General features: G+C 73.6%; 18 protein-coding genes. 13 read left to right on the top strand and 5 right to left on the bottom strand.

Features of this window, described 5'->3' with window-relative positions:
- Positions 1-36: 36 nt before the first annotated feature.
- From FGE12_RS21745 to FGE12_RS21760, 4 genes are all read left to right on the top strand, one after another.
- Entirely contained in the window at positions 37-918 is an 882-nt protein-coding gene (locus FGE12_RS21745) for an SDR family oxidoreductase (protein ID WP_153868473.1), read from the top strand.
- 95 nt (positions 919-1,013) lie between these two features.
- On the top strand, positions 1,014-1,703 hold the full coding sequence (hpf, locus tag FGE12_RS21750; protein ID WP_153868474.1) for a ribosome hibernation-promoting factor, HPF/YfiA family: 690 nt from the start codon (positions 1,014-1,016) through the stop codon (positions 1,701-1,703).
- A 137-nt stretch (positions 1,704-1,840) separates the two neighbouring features.
- On the top strand, positions 1,841-2,761 hold the full coding sequence (locus FGE12_RS31025; RefSeq protein WP_153868475.1) for an ABC transporter substrate binding protein: 921 nt from the start codon (positions 1,841-1,843) through the stop codon (positions 2,759-2,761).
- A gap of 155 nt (positions 2,762-2,916) precedes the next feature.
- Positions 2,917-3,378 (top strand): PTS sugar transporter subunit IIA, encoded by a 462-nt coding sequence (locus FGE12_RS21760; protein WP_153868477.1) that lies wholly within the window; start codon positions 2,917-2,919, stop codon positions 3,376-3,378.
- Positions 3,379-3,403: 25 nt separating this feature from the next.
- Here the strand turns inward: FGE12_RS21760 and FGE12_RS21765 are convergent, their stop codons facing one another.
- A complete protein-coding gene (locus FGE12_RS21765; protein ID WP_153868479.1) occupies positions 3,404-3,799 on the bottom strand; it encodes a hypothetical protein in 396 nt (131 codons plus the stop codon).
- Between the two features lie 41 nt (positions 3,800-3,840).
- Positions 3,841-4,302 carry a D-aminoacyl-tRNA deacylase gene (gene dtd, locus FGE12_RS21770; RefSeq protein WP_153868480.1) on the bottom strand — a complete coding sequence of 154 codons (462 nt, stop codon included), beginning with the start codon at positions 4,300-4,302 and terminating at the stop codon, positions 3,841-3,843.
- Positions 4,303-4,606: 304 nt separating this feature from the next.
- Between dtd and dacB the strand changes: the two genes are divergently transcribed.
- Positions 4,607-6,916, top strand: coding sequence for a D-alanyl-D-alanine carboxypeptidase/D-alanyl-D-alanine-endopeptidase (gene dacB / locus FGE12_RS21775; RefSeq protein ID WP_194798150.1), 2,310 nt, complete (start codon positions 4,607-4,609; stop codon positions 6,914-6,916).
- Positions 6,917-6,955: 39 nt separating this feature from the next.
- Here the strand turns inward: dacB and FGE12_RS21780 are convergent, their stop codons facing one another.
- Positions 6,956-7,567 carry a DUF488 family protein gene (locus tag FGE12_RS21780; RefSeq protein WP_370459101.1) on the bottom strand — a complete coding sequence of 204 codons (612 nt, stop codon included), beginning with the start codon at positions 7,565-7,567 and terminating at the stop codon, positions 6,956-6,958.
- A 219-nt stretch (positions 7,568-7,786) separates the two neighbouring features.
- On the opposite strand from FGE12_RS21780, the gene FGE12_RS21785 reads away from it, so the two are divergent.
- The gene (locus FGE12_RS21785; protein WP_153868483.1) at positions 7,787-9,118 is read left to right on the top strand and encodes an MFS transporter; all 1,332 of its coding nucleotides are present in this window, start codon (positions 7,787-7,789) and stop codon (positions 9,116-9,118) included.
- 196 nt (positions 9,119-9,314) lie between these two features.
- On the top strand, positions 9,315-9,821 hold the full coding sequence (locus tag FGE12_RS21790) for a single-stranded DNA-binding protein (RefSeq protein ID WP_153868484.1): 507 nt from the start codon (positions 9,315-9,317) through the stop codon (positions 9,819-9,821).
- Positions 9,822-9,930: 109 nt separating this feature from the next.
- Here the strand turns inward: FGE12_RS21790 and FGE12_RS21795 are convergent, their stop codons facing one another.
- Positions 9,931-10,602, bottom strand: coding sequence for a succinate dehydrogenase (locus FGE12_RS21795; protein WP_153868485.1), 672 nt, complete (start codon positions 10,600-10,602; stop codon positions 9,931-9,933).
- A gap of 268 nt (positions 10,603-10,870) precedes the next feature.
- Here FGE12_RS21795 and FGE12_RS21800 point away from each other — a divergent pair, with 268 nt between their 5' ends.
- The 6 genes from FGE12_RS21800 (at position 10,871) to FGE12_RS21825 (ending at position 19,655) form a co-directional block, all read left to right on the top strand.
- Positions 10,871-11,755 carry an Hsp33 family molecular chaperone HslO gene (locus FGE12_RS21800; protein WP_153868487.1) on the top strand — a complete coding sequence of 295 codons (885 nt, stop codon included), beginning with the start codon at positions 10,871-10,873 and terminating at the stop codon, positions 11,753-11,755.
- A gap of 89 nt (positions 11,756-11,844) precedes the next feature.
- Complete coding sequence (locus FGE12_RS21805) at positions 11,845-12,876, top strand: amino acid dehydrogenase (protein ID WP_153868489.1); 1,032 nt, start codon at positions 11,845-11,847, stop codon at positions 12,874-12,876.
- A 111-nt stretch (positions 12,877-12,987) separates the two neighbouring features.
- Entirely contained in the window at positions 12,988-13,680 is a 693-nt protein-coding gene (locus FGE12_RS21810; protein ID WP_370459102.1) for a phosphoribosyltransferase, read from the top strand.
- Between the two features lie 25 nt (positions 13,681-13,705).
- Positions 13,706-15,622 carry a selenocysteine-specific translation elongation factor gene (selB, locus tag FGE12_RS21815; RefSeq protein WP_153868490.1) on the top strand — a complete coding sequence of 639 codons (1,917 nt, stop codon included), beginning with the start codon at positions 13,706-13,708 and terminating at the stop codon, positions 15,620-15,622.
- A complete protein-coding gene (locus FGE12_RS21820) occupies positions 15,619-18,141 on the top strand; it encodes an ATP-binding protein (protein WP_153868491.1) in 2,523 nt (840 codons plus the stop codon). The genes selB and FGE12_RS21820 overlap by 4 nt, the downstream gene beginning before the upstream one ends.
- Before the next feature lie 107 nt (positions 18,142-18,248).
- On the top strand, positions 18,249-19,655 hold the full coding sequence (locus tag FGE12_RS21825; RefSeq protein WP_370459111.1) for a sigma-54-dependent transcriptional regulator: 1,407 nt from the start codon (positions 18,249-18,251) through the stop codon (positions 19,653-19,655).
- Positions 19,656-20,004: 349 nt separating this feature from the next.
- Here the strand turns inward: FGE12_RS21825 and FGE12_RS21830 are convergent, their stop codons facing one another.
- Positions 20,005-20,754: a hypothetical protein gene (locus tag FGE12_RS21830; RefSeq protein ID WP_153868493.1), complete on the bottom strand. Its 750-nt coding sequence runs from the start codon at positions 20,752-20,754 to the stop codon at positions 20,005-20,007.
- Between the last annotated feature and the right edge of the window lie 16 nt (positions 20,755-20,770).

Raw genomic sequence — 20,770 nt, forward strand, 5'->3', positions numbered from 1 at the left:
TTGCCCGCCCCGGCGCGCGCGCTCAGCTTCAGGGGCATGGCCAAGAACCCGGACCCCCGCAGCGTCGAGCAGAAGCCTCCGTTCCCCCCGCAGCACCAGGACTCCCCCGGGAGCGAGGCGGCGATGCGCCCCGCGCCGGACTTCGGAGAGCAGAGCTACAAGGGCATGGGCCGGCTCACCGGCCGCGTGGCGCTGATCACCGGCGCAGACAGCGGCATCGGGCGCGCGGTCGCGCTCGCCTTCGCGCGCGAGGGCGCGGACGTGGCGATCGCCTACCTCGACGAGCACGAGGACGCGAAGGAGACGCAGCGGGTGGTGGAGGCCGCGGGGCGCAAGGCGCTGCTCTTGCCCGGTGACCTCGGCGACCCCGCCCACGCCGAGCGCGTGGTGAAGCAGACGCTCGAGCGCCTGGGCAAGCTGGACATCCTGGTGAACAACGCGGCCTACCAGGGCGAGGCGGTGCAGAAGCTCGAGGAGATCACCCCCGAGCGCGTGGAGCGCACCTTCCGCACCAACATCATGGCGATGTTCTTCCTCACCCGCGCCGCGCTCCCGCACCTGAAAGCCGGCGCCTCCGTCATCAACACCGCGAGCATCCAGGCCTACCAGCCCTCGCCCAACATCCTCGACTACGCCAGCACGAAGGGCGCCATCGTCGCCTTCACCAAGGGGCTCGCGGGCGAGCTGGTCGAGCGCGGCATGCGGGCGAACGCGGTCGCCCCGGGCCCCGTGTGGACCCCGCTCATCGCCCAGTCCTACGACGCCAAGAAGGTGAGCGAGTTCGGCAAGCAGTCGCCCATGGGACGGCCCGCCCAGCCCGCCGAGCTCGCCCCCTCCTACGTGTTCCTCGCCTCCGACGAGAGCCGCTACGTGAACGGGGACATCCTGGGCGTGACGGGTGGAATGCTGCTGGCCTGAGGCGAATTGCTTTCGGTGGGCCGAAGGTCTCTGATCCGTCCCGCAGCGCTTGGACGGGTCTTCAACCTCGCAGGCATCACCGGAGGCAGGCACGCATGCAGCTGACCATCACGTTTCGCCAGTTCGGTACGTCGGAGGCGCTCAAGGAGTACGCGAAGGAGCGCGTGGAGCGGGTGAGCCGCCTGCTGGACCGGGCCAGCGAGGCGCACGTGGTGCTCTCGCTCGAGCGCCACCTGCACCACGCGGACATCACGCTGCACTCGGGCGCCTGGGTGCTGCGCGGGCGCGACAAGAGCGACGACATGTACGCCTCCATCGATCTCGCGATGGACAAGATCGAGCGCCAGCTGCGCCGCTACAAGGACAAGCTCAAGACCCGCCACGGCCCCGAGCGCACGCACCACCACCACGGGGTGATGAACGCGCTGCGCGTGCGCCACGACGTGCTCGAGCTGCCGTTCGAGGTGGAGGAAACGGAGGCCATGGCGGCCGCCGACGCCCCGGCCCCCGCCGCGCCCGCCTCCCCGCCGCGCGTGGTGCGCTCCAACGAGTTCCTCGCGCGCGCCATGACGGTGGAGGACGCGCTCATGCAGATGGACCTCATGGGCAACGACTTCCTCGTCTTCCAGAACGTCGCCTCCAACGAGATGAACGTCGTGTACCGGCGCAAGGACGGCCAGTACGGCCTGCTCGAGGCCCGGCCCGCTGCGGCCGCCGCCACCGCACAGCCCGGCGCGCCGGCGGGAGCCGCGACGGCCGCCGCCGCTCCGCCCCCGGCCCGCTGAGCGCGCCCGTTCCGGGCGCCCGTTGCTCACGTTGGCCCACCTCGGCGCTGATCGCAGGCCGCAGGCGCCTGCGATAGGCTGTCCGCTGCGCAACAGGCTCCACGGGGGTGGACGTCGTGCGCGACGGGAGCCGTGCGGTGGGTTCGTGGAGGCACCAGGCGAGGGACGGAGGGTGCTGCGGCGCCTGGCTGCGGGCACTCGCGTGCCTGCTGCTGGTGGGCGCTGCGGGCTCGGCCCGGGCGGCCGGAGGGGTGCTGGTGGTGCGCTCGCAGGACCTCCCCCCCTACGCCGCGGTGGACCAGGCCTTCACCCAGAGCATCGGCCAGAGCGTGACCCACCTCACGCTGGGCGGCGCGAAGAACGAGCTCGCGCGCGCGCTCGCCGAGCGCCCCACGCTGGTGCTCGCGCTGGGCCAGGAGGCGGCGAGCCGGGTGGCCGCGCTGCGGCCGGCGGCGCCCGTGCTCTGCGCGCTGGTGCCCTTCCCGGCGAAGATCGACGGGCGGCTGCTCCCGGTACCCATGTTCGCCTCGCCCCAGCGCCAGGCGCAGGCGCTGCGCCAGGCGGTGCCCTCGGCGCGGCGGGTGGGGCTGGTGTACGTGCCGGGCAACAGCCGCGCCCTGGCGGACGCGTACGCGCGCGCCGCCGAGACCGCGGGGCTGGTGCCGGTGCGCCACGAGGTGGCGGGGCTCAAGGACTTCGCCGGCGCGGTGCGCACGCTGGTGGGGCGCGTGGACGCGCTCTGGCTGGTGCCCGACCCCAGCCTCATCAACGCCGAGACCTTCAAGTTCCTCGTGCAGACCTCCTTCGAGTCGAAGCTGCCGCTGCTCGCCTACAGCCAGGCGATGGTGAAGGCGGGGGCGCTGATCGCGATGGAGGCCGGGTACGCGGACATGGGCAAGCGCGCGGGGGCCACCGGCCGGCGGCTGCTGGGCGGCGATGCCGGCGCCACGCCCGAGCACCCCGAGGCCGCGCTCTACGTGAACCGCCGCAGCGCGCGGCTGCTGGGCGTGGACCTGCCGGACGCGGTGCGCGCCCAGGCCGCCCAGGTCTTCGAGTAGCGCACGCTCCGCGGGGTCCGGCCGCACCCTTGCGTTTCGCTCGCGGCGTTGCCCTCCGGACGCTGGACAGCGCGCGCCGCGCCGCGCTTGCGCTCTGCGGGGACGAGGAGTAATTGCCCGGGGTTCGCAGCAGCGCCATCGCGGGAGCGCCCCGTTTGAGAATCGCCGAGTTCCTCAGCCCCGAAGCGGTCGTTGCGAGTCTCTCCGCGCGCAGCAAGCAGGACGTCCTGCGCGAGCTGAGCGCGGCGCTGGCGCGGGCCCACCCCTCGCTCCAGGAGGAGCGGCTGGGCACGGTGCTGCGCGAGCGCGAGAAGCTGGGCTCCACCGGCATCGGCGAGGGCGTGGCCATCCCCCACGGGAAGCTGCCCGGGATGGACCGGCTCCTGGCCACCTTCGGCGTCAGCCGCGAGGGCGTGGACTTCGAGTCCATCGACGGCAAGCCCACGCACCTCTTCTTCGCGCTGGTGGCCCCGGAGAACAGCGCCGGCGTGCACCTCAAGGCGCTCGCGCGCATCTCGCGCCTCTTCAAGAACCCGCGCTTCCGCAGCTCCATCCTCGGGGCGAAGAGCGCCCAGGAGATCTACGCGCTGATCCTCCAGGAGGACGCGGGACCCTGAGGTCTGCTGCAGCCCGGGCGCAGCCCTAGAGCGCGCGCCAGCGGCGCCACACCTGGGCGTCCTCGCGCGTCTCGGCGGCGCGGTAGTTGGTGAGCACCCACACCGCCGCGACCGCGAGCCCCATCCCCACGAAGAAGTTGCGCGCGCGCGGCTCGCCCCCGAAGCGCAGCAGCCACGGCGCGGCGACGAGCGCCGCGGCCACCACCGCCTCCAGCCGCCCGTGCGCCACGAAGGGCACCCGGTGCACCCGCCCCAGCGGGAAGTGGGTGAAGAGGGTGAGCCCCAAGTGGACGAGGGCGAGCAGCCAGCACAGTGCCCCGGGCAGCCCCCTCAGCCCGAAGGCGAGCGGGCCCAGCGCGAAGAGCGCGGAGGTCGCATAGTCGAGCAGGCCGTGGGCGCGCGGGGTGAGGAGGCGGTGCATGGGCCCAAGAATTCCGGGGAGCCTGCCGCCGCGCAGCGCTTTCAGGCAGGGGGGCGGGCAGGGGGCGGGCTGTCCAGCAGCAGGGTGACGGGACCGTCGTTCACCAGCGCCACCTGCATGTCCGCGGCGAAGCGGCCCGTGCCCACGCTGAGGCCGCGCGCGCGCAGCCCCGCGCACACCTGCTCGTAGAGGGCACGCGCCCGCTCCGGCTCCTCCGCGTCCGTGAAGCTGGGGCGGCGCCCCTTGCGCGCATCCGCATAGAGCGTGAACTGGCTCACCACGATGAGCGCGCGGTGGGTGTCCTCGAGCGAGAGGTTCATCTTGCCCGCGGCGTCCTCGAAGATGCGCAGCGTGGCGAGCTTCTCCACCATCCACGCCACGTCCGCGCTGCCATCGCCCCTGCCCACGCCCAGCAGCACGAGCAGGCCCGGGCCCTGCGCGCTCACGCGCTCGCCCTCCACCGTCACGCTCGCCTCCTTCACCCGCTGCACCACCGCCCTCATCGCGCGCTCCTGTCGGCTCCGGCTCTCACGCCTGGCTCCCCACACCGTGCGTGGGGGCGCGCAGGTTGCGGCACCCGGGGGCGTCCCTGCAACCGCGCAGCGGCCCGCGCGCGGGCGGAAGAGAACGCGCGCGGGCGGGGTTTGTCCGCAGCCTCAGCCCCCGAACGCACGGCCGCTCTTCGTGCGTACCGGAGCTTTCCAGTCCGGCGGCAGGACAAGCACTCTGCCAAGCACGCGGGAATGGGGCGCGCTTGCTCTGAAACGTCTTTCATCTTCTCATCCGCCCGTGAGTTTCCCCTTCGGAGTGCGAGTGCTGCGCCCCCGCCTGACCCTCCCCGCCACCGCCCTCGGAGTTGCCCTCGCGCTGGGCAGCGCCCACGCCGCCCCGGCCCCCGCGCCCATCGCCGCGGCGACCGCCTCCCCGTCGGCCGCGTCGAAGGCCGCCGAGCGCGAGGCGCTCAAGGCCACGCTGCTGCAGGTGCTCGAGCGCCAGCCGCTGAAGCAGAGCCACGTGAGCATCCACCTGCAGAGCCTGGATGACGGCAGCGTGGTGTTCAGCCAGAACGCGGACGACCTGCTCAACCCCGCCTCCAACGTGAAGCTGGTCACGGCCGCCGCGGCCCTGGTGACGCTGGGGCCCGAGTACCGCTTCGACACCGAGTTCCTCGTGGAGCCGGAGCTCTCCGGCGGCCGCGCGAAGACGCTCTACGTGCGCGGCAAGGGCGACCCCTCCATGACCACCGAGCGCCTCTACGGCGTGGTGGGAGAGTTGGTGCACGCGGGCCTGCGCGAGGTGGGGGACATCGTGCTGGACGACACCTGGTTCGACGCCGAGCGCACCGCGCCCGGCTACGACCAGGAGGACACCGACCGCGCGTACATGGCGCCCACCGGCGCGCTCAGCCTCAACGCGAACACCGTGGGCATCTACCTGCGCCCCGCCGAGGCCCCCGGCCAGAAGGCCTCCGTGGAGGTGGAGCCCGCGAGCGAGTTCTTCCTCGTGGAGGGCGGCCTCGCCACCGGCAGCCGCCGCGCGCGCCGCATCAGCGTGAGCAGCGAGGCGGCCGGCGACAAGCAGAAGCTGGTGGTGCGCGGCGTGCTGCCCGCGGACAAGAGCGGCGCGGTGAGCGTGTGGAAGAAGGTGGACAACCCGCCCATGTACTTCGGCTACACGCTCAAGAGCCTGCTCGCGCAGCGCGGCGTGAAGGTGAAGGGCAAGGTGAAGCTCGGCGGAGTGAGCGCGAACGCGCGCCTGCTGCACGTGAGCCAGAGCGAGACCTTCGACCTCGTGCTCAAGCGCCTCAACAAGCACTCCTCCAACTTCGTCGCCGAGACGCTGGTGAAGACCATGGGCGCCGAGGTCCACGGCGCGCCGGGCAGCTTCATGAAGGGCATCGACGTGGTCGAGGGCTTCCTCGAGCGCGACGTGGGCATCCCGCGCGGCAGCTACGTGATGAAGAACGGCAGCGGCCTCAACGACACCAACCGCTTCAGCAGCAGCCAGCTGGACCGCATCCTGCGCCACATGTGGGTGCGCTTCCCGCTCGCCCCCGAGTACCTGAGCTCGCTGGGCATCGCGGGCAAGGACGGCACGCTCAAGTACCGCTTCGAGGGCTCGGACGCGGTGGGCCGGCTGCGCGCCAAGACGGGCACGCTCGCCAACGTGTCCGCGCTCAGCGGCTACGTGCAGGCGGCCGGCGGCGAGCGCTTCACCTTCTCCATGATGGTGAACGACTTCCCGGGCCGCACCGGCGCCGTGGTGCAGGGGCTGGACGCGCTGGGCGCGGCGGTGGCCGCGGCGGGCAGCGCCAGCGGGCCGCAGCGCGCCGTGGCGCAGCTCACCCCGGGTGCGGGCGACGTGAGCCCGCTCGCGCAGGTGAAGGGCCACATCGTCACCTACCTCGCGATGAGCAAGCAGCGCGACCCGCGCAACCTGGGCTTCCTGCGCACCGCGTGGCGCAGCGAGAAGGACCCCGCCGTGCGCGCCGTCGTCGCCGAGGCGCTCTACCAGTCCAGCTCGAGCGACTACCAGGGCGTGCGCGCGCTGCTGGACAGCTTCAGCGCGGGCGACGAGGTGTACGGGCGGCTGCGCGCGGTCGCCCGCGAGCTCAACGTCGAGGTGCCCGGCGTGGGCAGCGTGATGGAGCTCGCGGCGGGCGGCAACGCCGAGGCGCTCACCCGCGCGGTGGAGCTCTCGCGCGCGGCGAACAAGGACGCGCAGGCGCAGGGCGAGCTCGCCACCAGCCTCGCCGAGGTGGCCCGCACGGCGCCCCACGAGCTGCTGGGCACGCTCAAGGGCGCCGCCGAGGCGGACCGCACCGCGGCCGTGGCGCTGCTCGCCCAGGGCCTGGTGCGCAGCGACGACGCGGACCACCCCTTCTGGCGCGCGCTGCGCCAGAGCCAGGGCGCCCAGGACGCGGAGCTCGCCACCTTCGCGCGCAACCTGGACGGCTCGCTCTCGCAGGCCGTGGCCCAGGCGAAGGCGCCCGCGGCAGGAGGCTCTACCGTCACGGTGAGCGCCACGGCCGGCGCGGTGCCGGTGCTCACCCCGGACCTCAAGGGCTTCCTCAACGCGCTGCCGCAGACCACCGCGGTGGACCGTCCGGGCGGGTAGCAGCGAGTCCTCCCTGTGAGGGTGCCGGGCGAAGCCGCGTCAATGCGCCACTCGCCCGGCGCTGCGCGTCCGGCGCCTCGCATGGGGCAGCATGCTGCGGCCGCTGCTGGACGAGCGCCGCACCGGGGCCTCCTGCTCGATGGCCGTCGCGGGGTAGGTGACGCGCAGTCCGCGGATGCGGGCGAACGCCGTGGGCACGTGCTCGCGCACGCGCGTGAGGCTCTCGATGTGCCCCACCACCACCCCGCGCGCCCACAGCGCGTCGGCGAGCAGCGAGCGGTGGCAGCGCCAGCGCAGCGCCTCGGCGCACATCACGGCCACCGGCCCGTGCTGGGCGAGCTCGCGCAGGCGCTCGAGCCCGCGGGCGAACTCCTCCGTGAGCATGTGGTCCGCGTAGCCCTGGAAGCTGCGGTTGCGCCACGCGCCGTTGGGAGAGCCCGGCTGCGGGCGGCGCAGGCCTCCGAGCTCCGCGAGGTGCAGGTGCCCCAGGTCGTGCGCCGCGAGCGTGCGCGCGAAGGGCTGCAGGTTGAACTGGGGGTTGGTGCGCGAGCGCGGCACCGTGCGGATGTCGGCGAGCGTGCGCACCCCGTGCGCCTCGAGCAGCGCGATGAGCTCCTCCGCGCTGCGGGTGGAGTGCCCTACGGCATACACGCGCACGCCCTCCCAGCCGTGTGCGCACTTTCGCCTCCGCGCTGCCATCGTCCCGGGAAGGTGCGCCCTGCGGAGGCGTGTTGCAGCGGCCTGCCCGCCCGCCGCGGGCCCCGGGCCATCAGTGGCCTGCCACACGGCCGGGCAGACGACCGCGCGGCGCCCGGGTGTCACGCCCCTCGCATCCCCCTATAGTCGGCCCCCTCCGTGCCCCAGCCCTCCATGCCCTCCTCGTCCCCGTCCGCTCCGCGCTCCGTCTACCTCAGCCCGCGCGTGTGGCTCATGTTCGCGCTCGGCTTCTCCTCCGGGCTGCCGCTGTACCTGACGCGCACCACGCTGACGGCGTGGCTGACGACCATGGGGCTGAGCCTCAAGACCATTGGCTACTTCTCGCTGGTGGGCACCGCCTACACGCTCAAGTTCCTCTGGGCGCCGCTGATGGACCGCTACGTCCCTCCCTTCCTGGGACGGCGGCGTGGCTGGATGCTCGTCACCCAGGTGCTGCTCGCGGTGGGGCTGCTGGTGATGGCGTCCATCAACCCGCAGGCCACGCCCGGCCTGATGGCGGCCGTCGCCGTGGCGGTGGCCTTCTTCGCTGCGAGCCAGGACATCTCCATCGACGCCTTCCGCACCGACTCCCTCACGGAGGAGGAGCGTTCGATGGGCATCGCCACCTTCAACGTGGGCTACCGCGTGGGCATGGTGGTGGCGATGTCGCTCGCGCTGATCATCGCGGCCAAGGCCAGCTGGCGCGTCAGCTACAGTGTGATGGCCGCCTTCATGCTCGTGGGCGTGGTGGCCACCTTCCTCGCGCGCGAGCCGCTCGCGCTGCGCCCGCCGCGCAATCTGGTGCAGGCGGTGGTGCTGCCCTTCCGCGAGTTCATGTCGCGCGGCTGGGCTGCGCTGGTCGCCATCGCCTTCATCCTCATCTTCCGGGTGGGCGACGCGGTGGCAGCGGCGATGAATACGCCCTACGTGCTGCGGCTGGGCTTCACCCTCATCCAGGTAGGCACCATCCAGAAGGGCGTAGGCATGGCCTGCGCCATCGGCGGCGCGGTGCTGGGCGGCATGCTGGTGAGCCGCCTGGGCGTGCGGCGCAGCCTGCTGCTCTTCGGCTCGGCGCAGGCGGCCACCAACCTGCTCTACATCGCGCTGGGCACGCGCGGAACGGACGCCGTCTTCCTCGGCTTCGCCGTGGGCGCGGACAACTTCGCGGGCGGCCTGGGCAGCGCGGCCATCACCGTGTTCATCACGGCGCTGTGCAACAAGAACTTCTCCGCGACCCAGTACGCGCTGCTCTCCAGCCTCTCCGCGGTGCCGCTGCAGCTGCTGGGCGGCTTCTCCGGCGTGCTCGTGGAGTGGCTGGGCTGGCCCGCCTTCTTCACCGCCACCGCGCTCGCCATGGCGCCCGCGCTGCTGCTGCTCCTGCTGCTGCCGCCGGACCTGGGCGCGCCGAAGCCGGACCCGGAGCTCGCCCCCGAGCTTCCCGAGGCGGACGACACCGGCACCGCCGCGGCCCCGCGCCTGGGCGAGACCGGCACCGCGCGCCGCTAGCGCCCCCGCTGCACCACAGCCCTGTAGCGAAAGAGGGGGCAGGCAGCCGACCGGACGCTTCCGGAGCCGATTTACCGGCCTGGAATTCGCGGCGTGTCAGCCCCCGCTGCTATAGCTCTCCTTCAGCCGCCGGGGAGGTCCCGGCGGTACGTACAACCGGCCCGCAACGGACCGGTTCTCGAAAGGAAGGGCAGTCATGGCTGGAGGCGTGAACAAGGTCATCCTCATCGGCAATCTCGGCGCGGACCCGGAGGTGCGCTTCACCCCAGGCGGGCAGGCGGTCGCGAACTTCCGCATCGCCACGAGCGAGAGCTGGCAGGACAAGAATGGCCAGAAGCAGGAGCGGACCGAGTGGCACCGCATCGTCGTCTGGGGAAAGCTCGCGGAGCTCTGCGGCGAGTACCTGAAGAAGGGGCGGCAGTGCTACATCGAGGGCCGCCTGCAGACGCGCGAGTGGACGGACAAGGAGAACAAGAAGAACTACACCACCGAGGTGGTGGCCAACACCGTCCAGTTCCTCGGCAGCCGTGACGGCGCGGGCGCAGAGGGTGGCGGTGGCTTCAGCCGCGGCCCGCGCACGGGCGGCGGTGGCGGCGGCGGGGCCTCTCGCGGCGGCGGGGACGACTACGGCGCGCCGCCCCCCGGCATGGACGACCACAACCAGGGCGGCCACGGCGGCGGGGACGACGACATCCCGTTCTAGGCGCCTCCGCCCTCTCCTCCGGGAGAGGGCACCGAACCCCTGAAAAGCGAAACGGCCGCTCCGGACTCTCCGGGGCGGCCGTCTTGCTTTCGGACCCTCGCGGGAGCGACTACCCGCCGAAGGCCTCACCCGCGCGGTACAGCGCGTAGACCGCGCCCCAGCTCATCGCGAGCAGGAGGGCGAAGAAGCCGAGCGCCACCGGCTCGAAGCGGCGCATGGAGCGCTCGGTGGCGAGGATGCCCCAGCTCATGCAGAAGCCCTGGATGCCATTGGCCAGGTGGTAGCTCACGGCGAGGGTGCCCAGCAGGTAGACGATGAGCGTAGGGGTGTGGTGGTGCATCTCGCCCGCGATGTCGCTGAAGGCCTCGGGGGCGCCGCCGCCCAGGCGCGGGTGGAGGAAGGCCAGGTAGATGTGCGCGCAGAGGAACGCGAGCAGGCCCACTGCGCTCAGGCGCTGCAGGATGTACTTGGTGTTGCCGTAGTTGTTGTAGCTGCCGTTGTTGGGGCGGAAGCTGAAGAGGCGCTGGATGCCCCAGCCGGTGTGCATGAGCAGGGGCAGCAGCACCACGAGCCAGGTGAGCACCTGGGCGAAGGGGTGCTTGTACTCGGTCACCGAGCGCTGCCACGCGCTCGCGCCCTGGAAGGCGGCGAGGTTGTTCCACAGGTGCACCACCGTCCACACGCCCAGCGGCACCACCGAGAGGAAGCTGCCCAGGCGGGAGGTGAGGAGCGAGTTCTTCTGCGGGACGGCGGAGGCGGCAGGGGTGCTCGGGGTGCTCATCGGAGGCTCCAGCGAGGCCGGGCGCGCGCGCGGGGGCGCTCGCCCGGGGATGACGTCGTACGGGGCTTATATCCGCACCCCCCGGCCGCCCTGATCGCCTTTTTCGCGCCGGGCGCCCGCAGTGCCCGTCCCAAGCATTAGCCCCACCCGGGGGCTCCAATGAGGCTTGAACGGGCCCTGGGTGAGCCCCCGCCCTCCAGGCACAAGGGCGGCAGGGCGTGCTTTCGCGTTGGCGGCGGGGCAGGGCGCAGGCTAGTGAACCGTCCCTATGGCCGACGAACTCGTCAGTGGACTTCTCAAGGACGTGGACCTGCGCGTGGTGCTGGTCACCGCCGGGACCCTCGTGCGCAAGGCGCGCGCCCTGCACTCCGCGGAGCCCGCGGCCGCGGCGCTGCTCGCGCAGGGGCTCACGGGCGCCGCGCTGCTCGCGGCGCTGCAGAAGGAGAAGGGCCGCATCAACCTGCAGCTCGAGTGCGACGGGCCGGTGCGCGGCATGTTCGCGGACGCCGAGGCGGGCGGCACCGTGCGCGGCTACCTCAAGAACCCCTACGTGAGCTTCACCGGCGGCGAGGGCCGCTACCACTGGCGCCCGGTGCTCGGGAACAGCGGCTTCCTCTCCGTGCTGCGCGACCTGGGCAAGGGCGAGTACTACCGCTCGAGCGTGGAGCTGCAGGCCTTCGACTTCCCGCAGGACCTCGAGCGCTACTTCACCACGTCCGAGCAGGTGCAGACGCGCCTCGCCATCGAGCTGCTGCCTTCGGGCAGCGAGCCCCTGGGCCAGGTGGTGGGCGTGCTCGTGCAGCCGCTGCCGGACGGGGACCTGGAGGCCTTCCGCGAGCTGGGCGCCGGGCTCTCGGAGCGGCTGGTGCGCGCCGCGACCGAGCAGGCGGGCGAGGGCGGGGCGGCCGGCCTCCTGCGCGCGCTCTTCCCCCGGCCCGACCTCGAGGTGATGAGCCGCTACCCGCTCGACTTCGAGTGCGGCTGCAGCCGCGAGCGGGTGAAGCGCGCGCTGCTCGCCATGGGCCGCGCGGAGCTCGAGGACGTGCTCGCCACGGACAAGAAGGCCGAGGCCACCTGCCAGTTCTGCACGACGCAGTACGTCATCTCCGAGGAGGAGATCCGCGAGCTGGTGGAGAGCGCCACCAAGCCCTGAGCAGGGCGGGAAAGGGCTCCGGGCAGGCCTGCCGGCGCCCGTGCGTGGGCGATTGACTCGCGGCGGAGCGCCCGCTACAGCGCGCCGCCATGAACTACTTCACGCACCTGCTCGAGGGCAGCTTCGAGGCCCTCCACTTCCTGAGCGACAAGAAGACGGGCCTGCGCGCGCTGGTGGGCGTGCACTCCACGAAGCTGGGCCCTGCGCTCGGCGGCACCCGCGCGCTCGCCACCTACGCGTCCGAGGAGGACGCGGTGATCGACGTGCTGCGGCTCGCGCGCGGCATGACCTACAAGGCGGCGCTCGCGGGGCTGCCGCACGGCGGCGGCAAGGCCGTCATCATGCTGCCCAAGGGCAGCTTCGACCGCGCCGCGCTCTTCGAGGCCTTCGGCCGCGGGGTGGAGTCGCTCGGCGGGCGCTACATCACCACCGAGGACAGCGGCACCAGCCCGGACGACATGGAGTTCGTGAAGCGGCGCACCGACAGCGTGGTGGGCCTGCGCGGCAAGTCGGACGACCCCTCGCCCGTCACCGCCTACGGCGTGGTGCGCGGCATGGAGGCCACCGCGAAGCACGTGTTCGGCACCGCGGACCTCAAGGGGATGCGCGTGACGGTGCTCGGCGTGGGGCACGTGGGCATGCCGCTGGTGAAGGAGCTGCACCAGCGCGGCGCGAAGATCTTCGTGAGCGACATCAACGCGGCCGCCGCCGAGCACGCGGTGAAGACCTACGGCGCCACCGCGCTGAGCGCCGAGCAGCTGCTGCGCCAGGAGGCGGACATCTTCGCCCCCTGCGCGCTGGGCGGGGCGATCAACGACAGCACGCTGCCGCTGCTGCGGGTGAAGGCGGTGGCGGGCGCGGCGAACAACCAGCTGCTCGAGCCGCGCCACGGCCAGCTGCTCGCGGAGAGGGGCATCGTGTACGCGCCGGACTACGCCATCAACGCCGGCGGCCTCATCAACGTGGCCCAGGAGGTGGTGGGCTACGACCGCGACAAGGCGTACGCGCGCGCCGAGAAGATCTACGACACCATCGAGATGGTGCTCACCCGCGCCAAGTCGAGCGGCCAGCGCCCCGAGCAGGTGGCGGACCGCATCGTCGAGGAGCGGCTCGCGGCCTGAGTGCCCAGCGCCGGGCACTCGGGCGCCCCCGCCCCCCGCACGGCAGTGGCGGGGGGCGCGCCCCGCGGCTAAGACTGGGGCCTCCACCCGACGTTCAGAGGCGACACAGCCGTGGCGATCAAGCGGGCATTGACGAAGGGCAAGACCTCCGGGGCCAAGGCTCCGGAGCAGAAGGCGTCCCGGAAGGTCTCCGAAAAGGCCGGTGGGCGCGAGCAGGCCCAGCGCATCGTCTCCGTGCCTGCGGACTTCGTCTACGCGCCCCAGGTGGAGGTGCCGCGCCAGCTCACCGGGCGCGACCAGAGCCGCCAGAAGACGAGCGTGCAGGAGCTGACCTGGGCGGACTTCGACCGCCACGTGCAGGGGCTCGCGCGCTCGGTGCAGGCGGTGTTCAAGCCGCAGGCGGTGGTGGGCGTCGCGCACGGCGGGGTGTTCGTGGGCGGCGCGCTCTCCAGCGCGCTGGGCTGCGAGTTCTTCCCCGTGCGCATCAGCCGCCGCAGCCGCGACAAGGCGGTGCGCAAGCAGCCGCGGCTCGCCGGCGAGATGCCCGCGGAGCTCGCCGGCAAGCGCGTGCTCGTGGTGGACGACGTGGCGAGCAGCGGCGACACGCTGGAGCTCGCGGTGGAGCTCGCGCGCAAGGTGGGCGCGAAGGAGACGCGCACCGCGGTGATGGTGGCGCGCCCCGGCGGCTTCGCCCCGGACCACCACGCGCTGAGCACCCAGGGGCTGGTGGTGTTCCCCTGGGACTACGAGCAGGTGAGTGAGGACGCCCGCTTCGACGTGGACCCGGACAAGGCGGGCGCCTGACCCTCCCGCAGCGCCACACCCGCCCATGATCATCGGGACCGCCGGCCACGTCGACCACGGCAAGACGGCGCTGGTGAAGGCACTCACCGGCGTGGACACGGACCGGCTGCCCGAGGAGAAGCGGCGCGGCATCACGCTGGAGCTCGGCTTCGCGCAGCTGCGGCTGCCGGACGGGCGGCTCGCGGGCGTGGTGGACGTGCCGGGCCACGAGCGCTTCGTGCGCGCCATGGCCGCGGGCGCGGGCGGCGTGGACCTCGCGCTCTTCGTCGTCGCCGCGGACGAGGGCGTGATGCCCCAGACCCGCGAGCACCTGGACATCTGCCGCCTGCTGGGCGTGCAGGCCGGGGTGGTGGCGCTGACCAAGAGCGACCTGCTGCCGGAGCTGGGCGAGGAGTGGCTCGCGCTCCTGCGCGCAGACCTCGCGGAGCTCACCCGCGGCAGCTTCCTCGAGAGCGCCCCCGTGCTCCCGGTCTCCGCGCGCACCGGCGAGGGGCTGGACGCCCTGCGCGAGGCGCTGGGCCGCGCCGCCGCGCACCCGGGCGCGCGCCCCGCGGAAGGGCCCGTGTTCCTCCCGGTGGACCGCGCCTTCAGCCTCAAGGGCTTCGGCACGGTGGTCACCGGCACGCTGCTGTCCGGCACGCTCGCGGCCGAGGACGCGGCGGCGCTGCTGCCGGGGCTGGGCGGCCCTTTCCGCGTCCGCGGGCTGCAGCAGCACGGCGCCGCGCAGGCGCGCGTCGCGGCTGGCTCGCGCGTGGCGGTGAACCTCGCCGGCGTGGAGCCGCAGCAGGTGCGGCGCGGCATGGTGCTCACGCGCGAGGGGGAGCTGCCCGAGGTGCGCACCCTGGACGTGGAGCTCACGGCGCTCGCCGCGCTCGAGCGCCCGCTGCCGCGCCGCCAGAAGCTGCTGCTGCACCTGGGCACCGCGCAGGTGCAGGCCTCCGTGGCGCTGCTGGACCTGCCCCAGCTCGCCCCCGGGGAGACGGGGCTCGCGCAGCTGCGGCTGGAGGAGCCGCTCGCGGCGCTGGTGGGCCAGCGCTTCATCCTGCGCGCCGCGCGCGCGCTGCCGGGGCGCGGCGCCACGGTGGCCGGAGGCCGCGTGCTCGCGGTCGGCACGCCGCGCCGGCGCCGCGGCGCCTCCGCGCTGCTCGCGCCCCTGCAGGCGGGGGACGCGGGGAGCCAGCTGCAGTGGCTGCTCGAGCAGGCCGGCTACCGCGGCCTCACCCAGGCCGAGCTGTTCGGGCGCTCGGGGCTGGCGCCGCGCACCCTCGCGCGCACGCTGGAGCTGCTGGGCGCGCGCGGCGCCGCGGTGCTGGTGGACCGCGAGCGCCGCCTCTACCTCGCGGGCGCCGTGCTCCACGCGCTGCAGGCGCGCGCGCTCGCGCTGCTCGAGCGCTTCCACCAGGAGGCCCCCGCGGCGGAAGGGCTGCCGAAGGAGGAGCTGCGCCAGCGGCTCTCGGACGCGCTGGACCCGCGCGCCTTTGCCCGCGTGCTCGCGGCGCTGCAGGAGGGGGGCCGGGTGGAGCTCGCGCACGAGCGGCTGCGGCTGCCGGGGCAGGGCGGGAGGCTGAGCGGGGACGAGGCGGGCGTGCAGGCCCGGGCGCTCGAGCGCTTCCGGGCGGCGCAGCTCGCCCCGCCCACGCTCGCCGAGCTCGCGGCCGCCCTGGGTCAGCCCGGCCCCCGGCTCCTGCCCCTGCTGCTGCAGCTCGCGGGCACGGGCGCGCTGGTGCGGGTGAGCGAGGAGCTCTTCTTCGATGCGGCCGCGCTCGCGGCCTTGCGCGAGCGGCTGGTTGCTCACCTTCGTGAGAAGAAGGACATTTCCACCCAGGCGTTCAAGGAGATGGTGGGGCAGACGCGCAAGTACGTCATCCCGCTGTCCGAGTACTTCGATCGGGAGAAGGTGACCTTGCGGGTGGGCGACAAGCGGGTCCTGCGACGCGGATGACGACCAAGCGCTACAGCCGGGAGGAGCTGGCCGCGGGGGTGGAGCTGATGCCCAACCCCGTGGTCTGCGTCCACGAGGAGCGCATCTGGGTGGCCAACGCCGCCTGGCTGCAGCTCGTGGGCGTCACGCGCGAGCAGGCGCTGGGCCGGCCCTACACGCAGTTCACCGCGCCCGAGGAGCGCAGCCGCCTCGCCGCGCAGCACGCCGCGCGCAGGGCCGGCGAGCTCGTGCCCGCGCCGGGCCCGGTGGCCTACACGCTGCGCACCCCGGACGGCCGGCTCGTCGACCTGTTCATCGAGCACCGCCAGGTGGAGGTGGAGGGCGGCGGCAAGGCGGTGCTCGCGAGCCTCGTGCGCACCGCGGAGCAGCGGCCCGAGGTGGGGCTCGCCGAGCACCTGGTGGAGATGTCCGCCTCGCTCGTGTCCGCGCACTCGGAGGCGGCGGTGCGCCGCGTCGCCTGCGACACGCTCTCGCGCCTGGGCTTCACCTGCCGCTTCTTCCCCTTCGACGGCGGAGCGCTGGTGGCGCAGGACGGCGGGCCGCTGCCCGAGGACCTGGGCCTGGGGCTGGAGGCGCTCGCCGAGGAGCGTCCTACCTTCGGCGGCACGGAGGGCGCGCAGCCCGGGCACGTGTACCTGCCGCTGGTGAGCGCGCAGCCGGAGGTGCTGCGGCTCGAGGGGGCGGGGCTCTCGCTCGCGCACACCAGCGTGCTCAGCCTCTTCGCGAAGGTGGTGGCCGCCTCGCTCTCGGACGCGCGGCTGCTGGGCAGCGTGGAGCGCAGCAAGTGGGAGATGGAGGCGGTGGCGGACGTGGCGCGCTTCGTCGCGCAGCCGGTGCCGCCCGCGCCCGAGGCCTTCCTCGCGCGCATCGCGGGGCCGCTCGCCGCGGACGCGGTGGCGCTGCACCTGCCGGAGGCCGGCACGGGCGACTACGTGCTGCTCGCCGAGTACTGCCTGGACGCGGACGAGCGCGTGGCGCTCGAGCGCGAGCGCAGCGGGCAGGGGCTGTCCGCGGCCGCCGCGGCGCGCGAGGGCGGGGTGCTCTCGGACGTGCTGGGCGAGGCCGAGCGGGCGCGGGCGCTGGGCACGCGCTTTCGCTCGGGGGCGGCGGTGCGCCTCACGCGCGGCGGCCAGGTGCGCGGCGTGCTGCAGGCGCTGCGCGGCCCCGGGTCGCCCCCCTTCGGCCCGGATGACCTGCGCCTCATGGGCACCTTCGGGGACCTGCTCGTGGCGCTGCTCGAGCAGCGGCGGCTGCGCAGCGAGAGCGCGCGCCAGCTCTCGGACACGCGGCTGCTGCTGGACCTCGCGCGCACCACCTCCGGCACGCTGGAGACGGCGAGCATCCTGGACGTGGCGGCCGACTTCCTGGTGAAGCTGCTGGACGTCTCCAACTGCTTCATCATGCTCTACGACGAGAAGGCCAACCTGCTGCGCGGCGCGGCGGCGAGCGCGGCGCACCGCGAGGGCTTCCGCGACGTGGTGGCCCCGCTCACCGCGAACACGGTGGCGGCGCGCGCGGGGCGCGAGCGCCGGCCGGTCGCCGTGGAGGACGTGTCGCGCGCGGGCGGCCAGGTGAACCAGGAGCTGGTGCAGCGCTACGGCGAGAAGGCGCTCCTGGGCGTGCCGCTCACCAGCCGCGAGGAGCTGATCGGCGTGGTGATCGTGGACGACGTGCGCGGCCCCCGCGCCTTCACGCCCGCGCTCATCGAGCTCGCCGAGGCCACCTGCGGCCAGCTCGCGCTCAGCATCGCCAACGCGCGCCTCTACGAGAGCCTGTGGGCGAGCTACGCGGAGCTCGCGGCCACACGCGCGGAGATGGTGAAGCGCGAGCGGCTCGCGGCGCTCGGCGAGCTCTCCGCCATCGTGGCCCACGAGGTGCGCAATCCGCTGGGCGTCATCTTCAACGCCGTGTCCAGCTTGCGCCGGCTGCTGCACCCGCACGGGGACGCGGCGATGCTCCTGGACATCCTCGCGGAGGAGAGCGACCGGCTCAACCGCATGGTGGGAGACCTGCTGGACTACACCCGCCCGCGCGACCCGGTGCTACAGCCCGAGGACCTCGCGCGGGTGCTGCAGGACTCGCTGGACGCCGCCTGCCAGCAGACGCCCGGCGCCGGTGAGCGCCACGTGACCATCGACCAGGAGGTGGAGCCGGGGCTGCCGCACGTGCCCATGGACCGCCGCCTCATCCGCCAGGCGCTGGTGAACGTGGCCGTGAACGCGCTGCAGTCCATGCCCCAGGGCGGCAAGCTCCAGGTGCGCGCGAGCCGCGAGGACCGGGACGGGCGGCCGCTCCTGCGCATCGACGTGGCGGACGAGGGCCCGGGCATCCCCGCCGAGCTGGTGCACCGCGTGTTCGAGCCCTTCTTCACCACCAAGGCCCAGGGCACCGGCCTCGGCCTCGCGGTGGTCAAGCGCATCCTGGACGAGCACCACGGGGAGATCGCCGTGGCCAGCACCCCGGGGCGCGGCACCACCTTCACCTTCCGCCTTCCCCTCGCTCCCCCGGAGGCCCCATGAGCCCCCTCACCCCCGTCCCCTTCAGCTCCGGCGACCCCGGCGAGACCGGGGGCGGCGCCGGCCCCCTTCCCAAGGGCCGCATCCTCGTGGTGGACGACCAGCGCAACATGCGCGCCACCACCGCCATGCTCCTGCGCGCCGAGGGCTACACCGTGCTCGAGGCCGCCACGGGCGAGGAGGCCCTGGGCGTGCTCTCGCAGGGCGGCGTGGACCTGCTGCTCACGGACCTGAAGATGGAGCCCATGGACGGGCTCACCCTGCTCAAGCGCGGCATGGAGACCAGCCCGCGGCTGCAGGCCATCGTGATGACGGCGTTCGGCTCCATCGAGAGCGCCGTGGAGGCGATGCGCCTGGGCGCCTACGACTACGTGACCAAGCCCTTCAAGGAGGGCGAGCTGCGCTACCGCGTGGAGCGGGCGCTCGAGCGCGCGAAGCTGCTCAGCGCGGTGGACCTCTTCGCCGGCGAGTTCAACAGCCGCCACGGCCTCTCCAGCCTCGTGGGGCGCTCGGCCGCGATGCGCGAGCTCACCGGGCGCCTGCTGCGCGTGGCGCAGTCGGACGCCACCGTGCTCATCCAGGGCGAGAGCGGCACCGGCAAGGAGCTGGTCGCGCGCGCGCTGCACACGCACAGCCGGCGCAAGGCGCGCCCCTTCGTGCCGGTGAACTGCGCCGCCATCAGCGAGAGCCTCCTGGAGAGCGAGCTCTTCGGCCACGCGAAGGGCGCCTTCACCGGCGCGGTGAAGGCGCGCCGCGGCCTCTTCGAGGAGGCCCACGGCGGCACGCTCTTCATCGACGAGGTGACCGAGACCAGCCCCGCCTTCCAGAGCAAGCTCCTGCGCACGCTGCAGGAGGGAGAGGTCCGGCGCGTGGGCGAGAGCACCGCGCTGAGCGTGGACGTGCGCACGGTGGCCGCCACCAACCGGGACATCGAGCAGGAGGTGGAGGCCAAGCGCTTCCGCCAGGACCTCTACTACCGCCTCAACGTGGTGACCCTGCGCGTGCCCCCGCTGCGCGAGCGCCTGGACGACGTTCCGGCGCTCGCCGAGCACTTCCTCGAGCGCGCCAACGCCCGCAGCCCCCGGCCCAAGCGCCTGTCCGCCGCGGCCGTGGAGCACCTGATGGGCTACGGCTTCCCGGGCAACGTGCGCGAGCTGGAGAACCTGGTGGAGCAGGCGGCCGCCCTGGGCGAGGGCGAGGAGCTCCTGCCCGAGGACTTCCCGCTGCGCCCCTCGGGCCGCTCGGGCGCCGGGGGCCGGACGGAGACGCCCATCCAGGGGCTCTCGCTCGCGGCCATCTCGGGGGCGACCGGTGGGCTCGGCGGAGGGGCCGGGGGCGCCTCGCTCGCGGCCGCGGTGGAAGAGGCCGAGCGCCGGGCGATCGCCCAGGCCCTGGAGCGCAACGGGATGGACCTCGCCCGCGTCGCCGAGGAGCTGCAGGTCTCCAGCACCACCCTGTGGCGCAAGATGAAGCGGCTCAACCTGCGGCCGCCCGGAGGGCGTGAGGGAGAGCCCTGATCCGGCTGTGGCGCGGGCGCTGCAAACGTGAAAAAGCCAAGTGCCCGAGATTGCTCGAAATTTTCAGAGTTGAAACCCCATTGCAGCGATGAAATGGGGTCGGGGGGCCCCTTCAGTGTCGCTTGCTGATCTAAACCCTTGAGATCGCTCGGGTGGGCCACTTCCGGGGCGCTGGCACGCAGCCTGCTAAGACACTCCCCGGGACACATCGAAGGCCCGCTGAAGGCGGTTCCCCCCCACCCCTTCAGCACTTCAGGTGCGTTTCCTGTAGAAGACCCGCGGCCCGACGCTCCTCGTGAGTGTCGGGCCGCCTTCTTTTTCGGGGCCTGGGTCCTACCACGCCCCCCTGTCAGTGCCGCGCCCGCGCCGCCTGGCTCTCGCGGTAGGGCAGCACCCGCAGGGAGTGCACGAAGCCCACCGGCCTCAGCCCCCGCCCGCTGCGAAAGGGGCTGAAGCGCAGGCGCGCCGGGTCCAGCTGCAGCTCGCGTCCCAGGACGAGCTGGACGACGGGGGACCACACCCCGGCGCTCGCTCCGCCCAGCGGCTGCACCTCCAGCGCGAAGCGGGCGTGGCCCTCCCCGGCCGCGGCGAGCAGGCGCTGCACGCGGCTCGTGCCCAGCGCCCCCTGGGAGCCCGGCCCCTGGGCGACGAGCCTCAGCTTCGCGCGGCCCAGGCCCTCCACCTCGAAGGGGGACACGCCGTAGTAGTCGTTGGCGAGCCAGTCGTGCACCTGGGTGGTGAGGGGGGCGAGCCCCAGCGTCCAGGGCGAGCGAAGGGTCGCGCAGAGCAGGTCCTGGTCGCCCGGCTGCGCCTCCTCGGTGAGGGGGCCTTCCTTCCGGAAGCGCACCGCGAGCCCGAGGATGTCCGGCCACTCGCGCCCCCCGCGCCAGAGCGCCGTGGACAGGCGCACCAGGGCCGCGCCCGAGAGCCGCTGTGCGAGGGGCGCGAGGGCGGGGCGAACCGGCACCGGCTGCACGTGGGCCTGCATCATCAGCCCCTCGGGGTGCAGCACCCGCGCGTGGCGCAGGGTGGAGCCCACGCGCGCGGCCGGCGCCCACGTCGCCCCCACCCACTTGCCCAGCGTCTCCTGCACCCCCATGCGTGCGCCTCCCGCG

It is taken from the genome of Aggregicoccus sp. 17bor-14 (assembly GCF_009659535.1).
GTDB lineage: Bacteria > Myxococcota > Myxococcia > Myxococcales > Myxococcaceae > Aggregicoccus.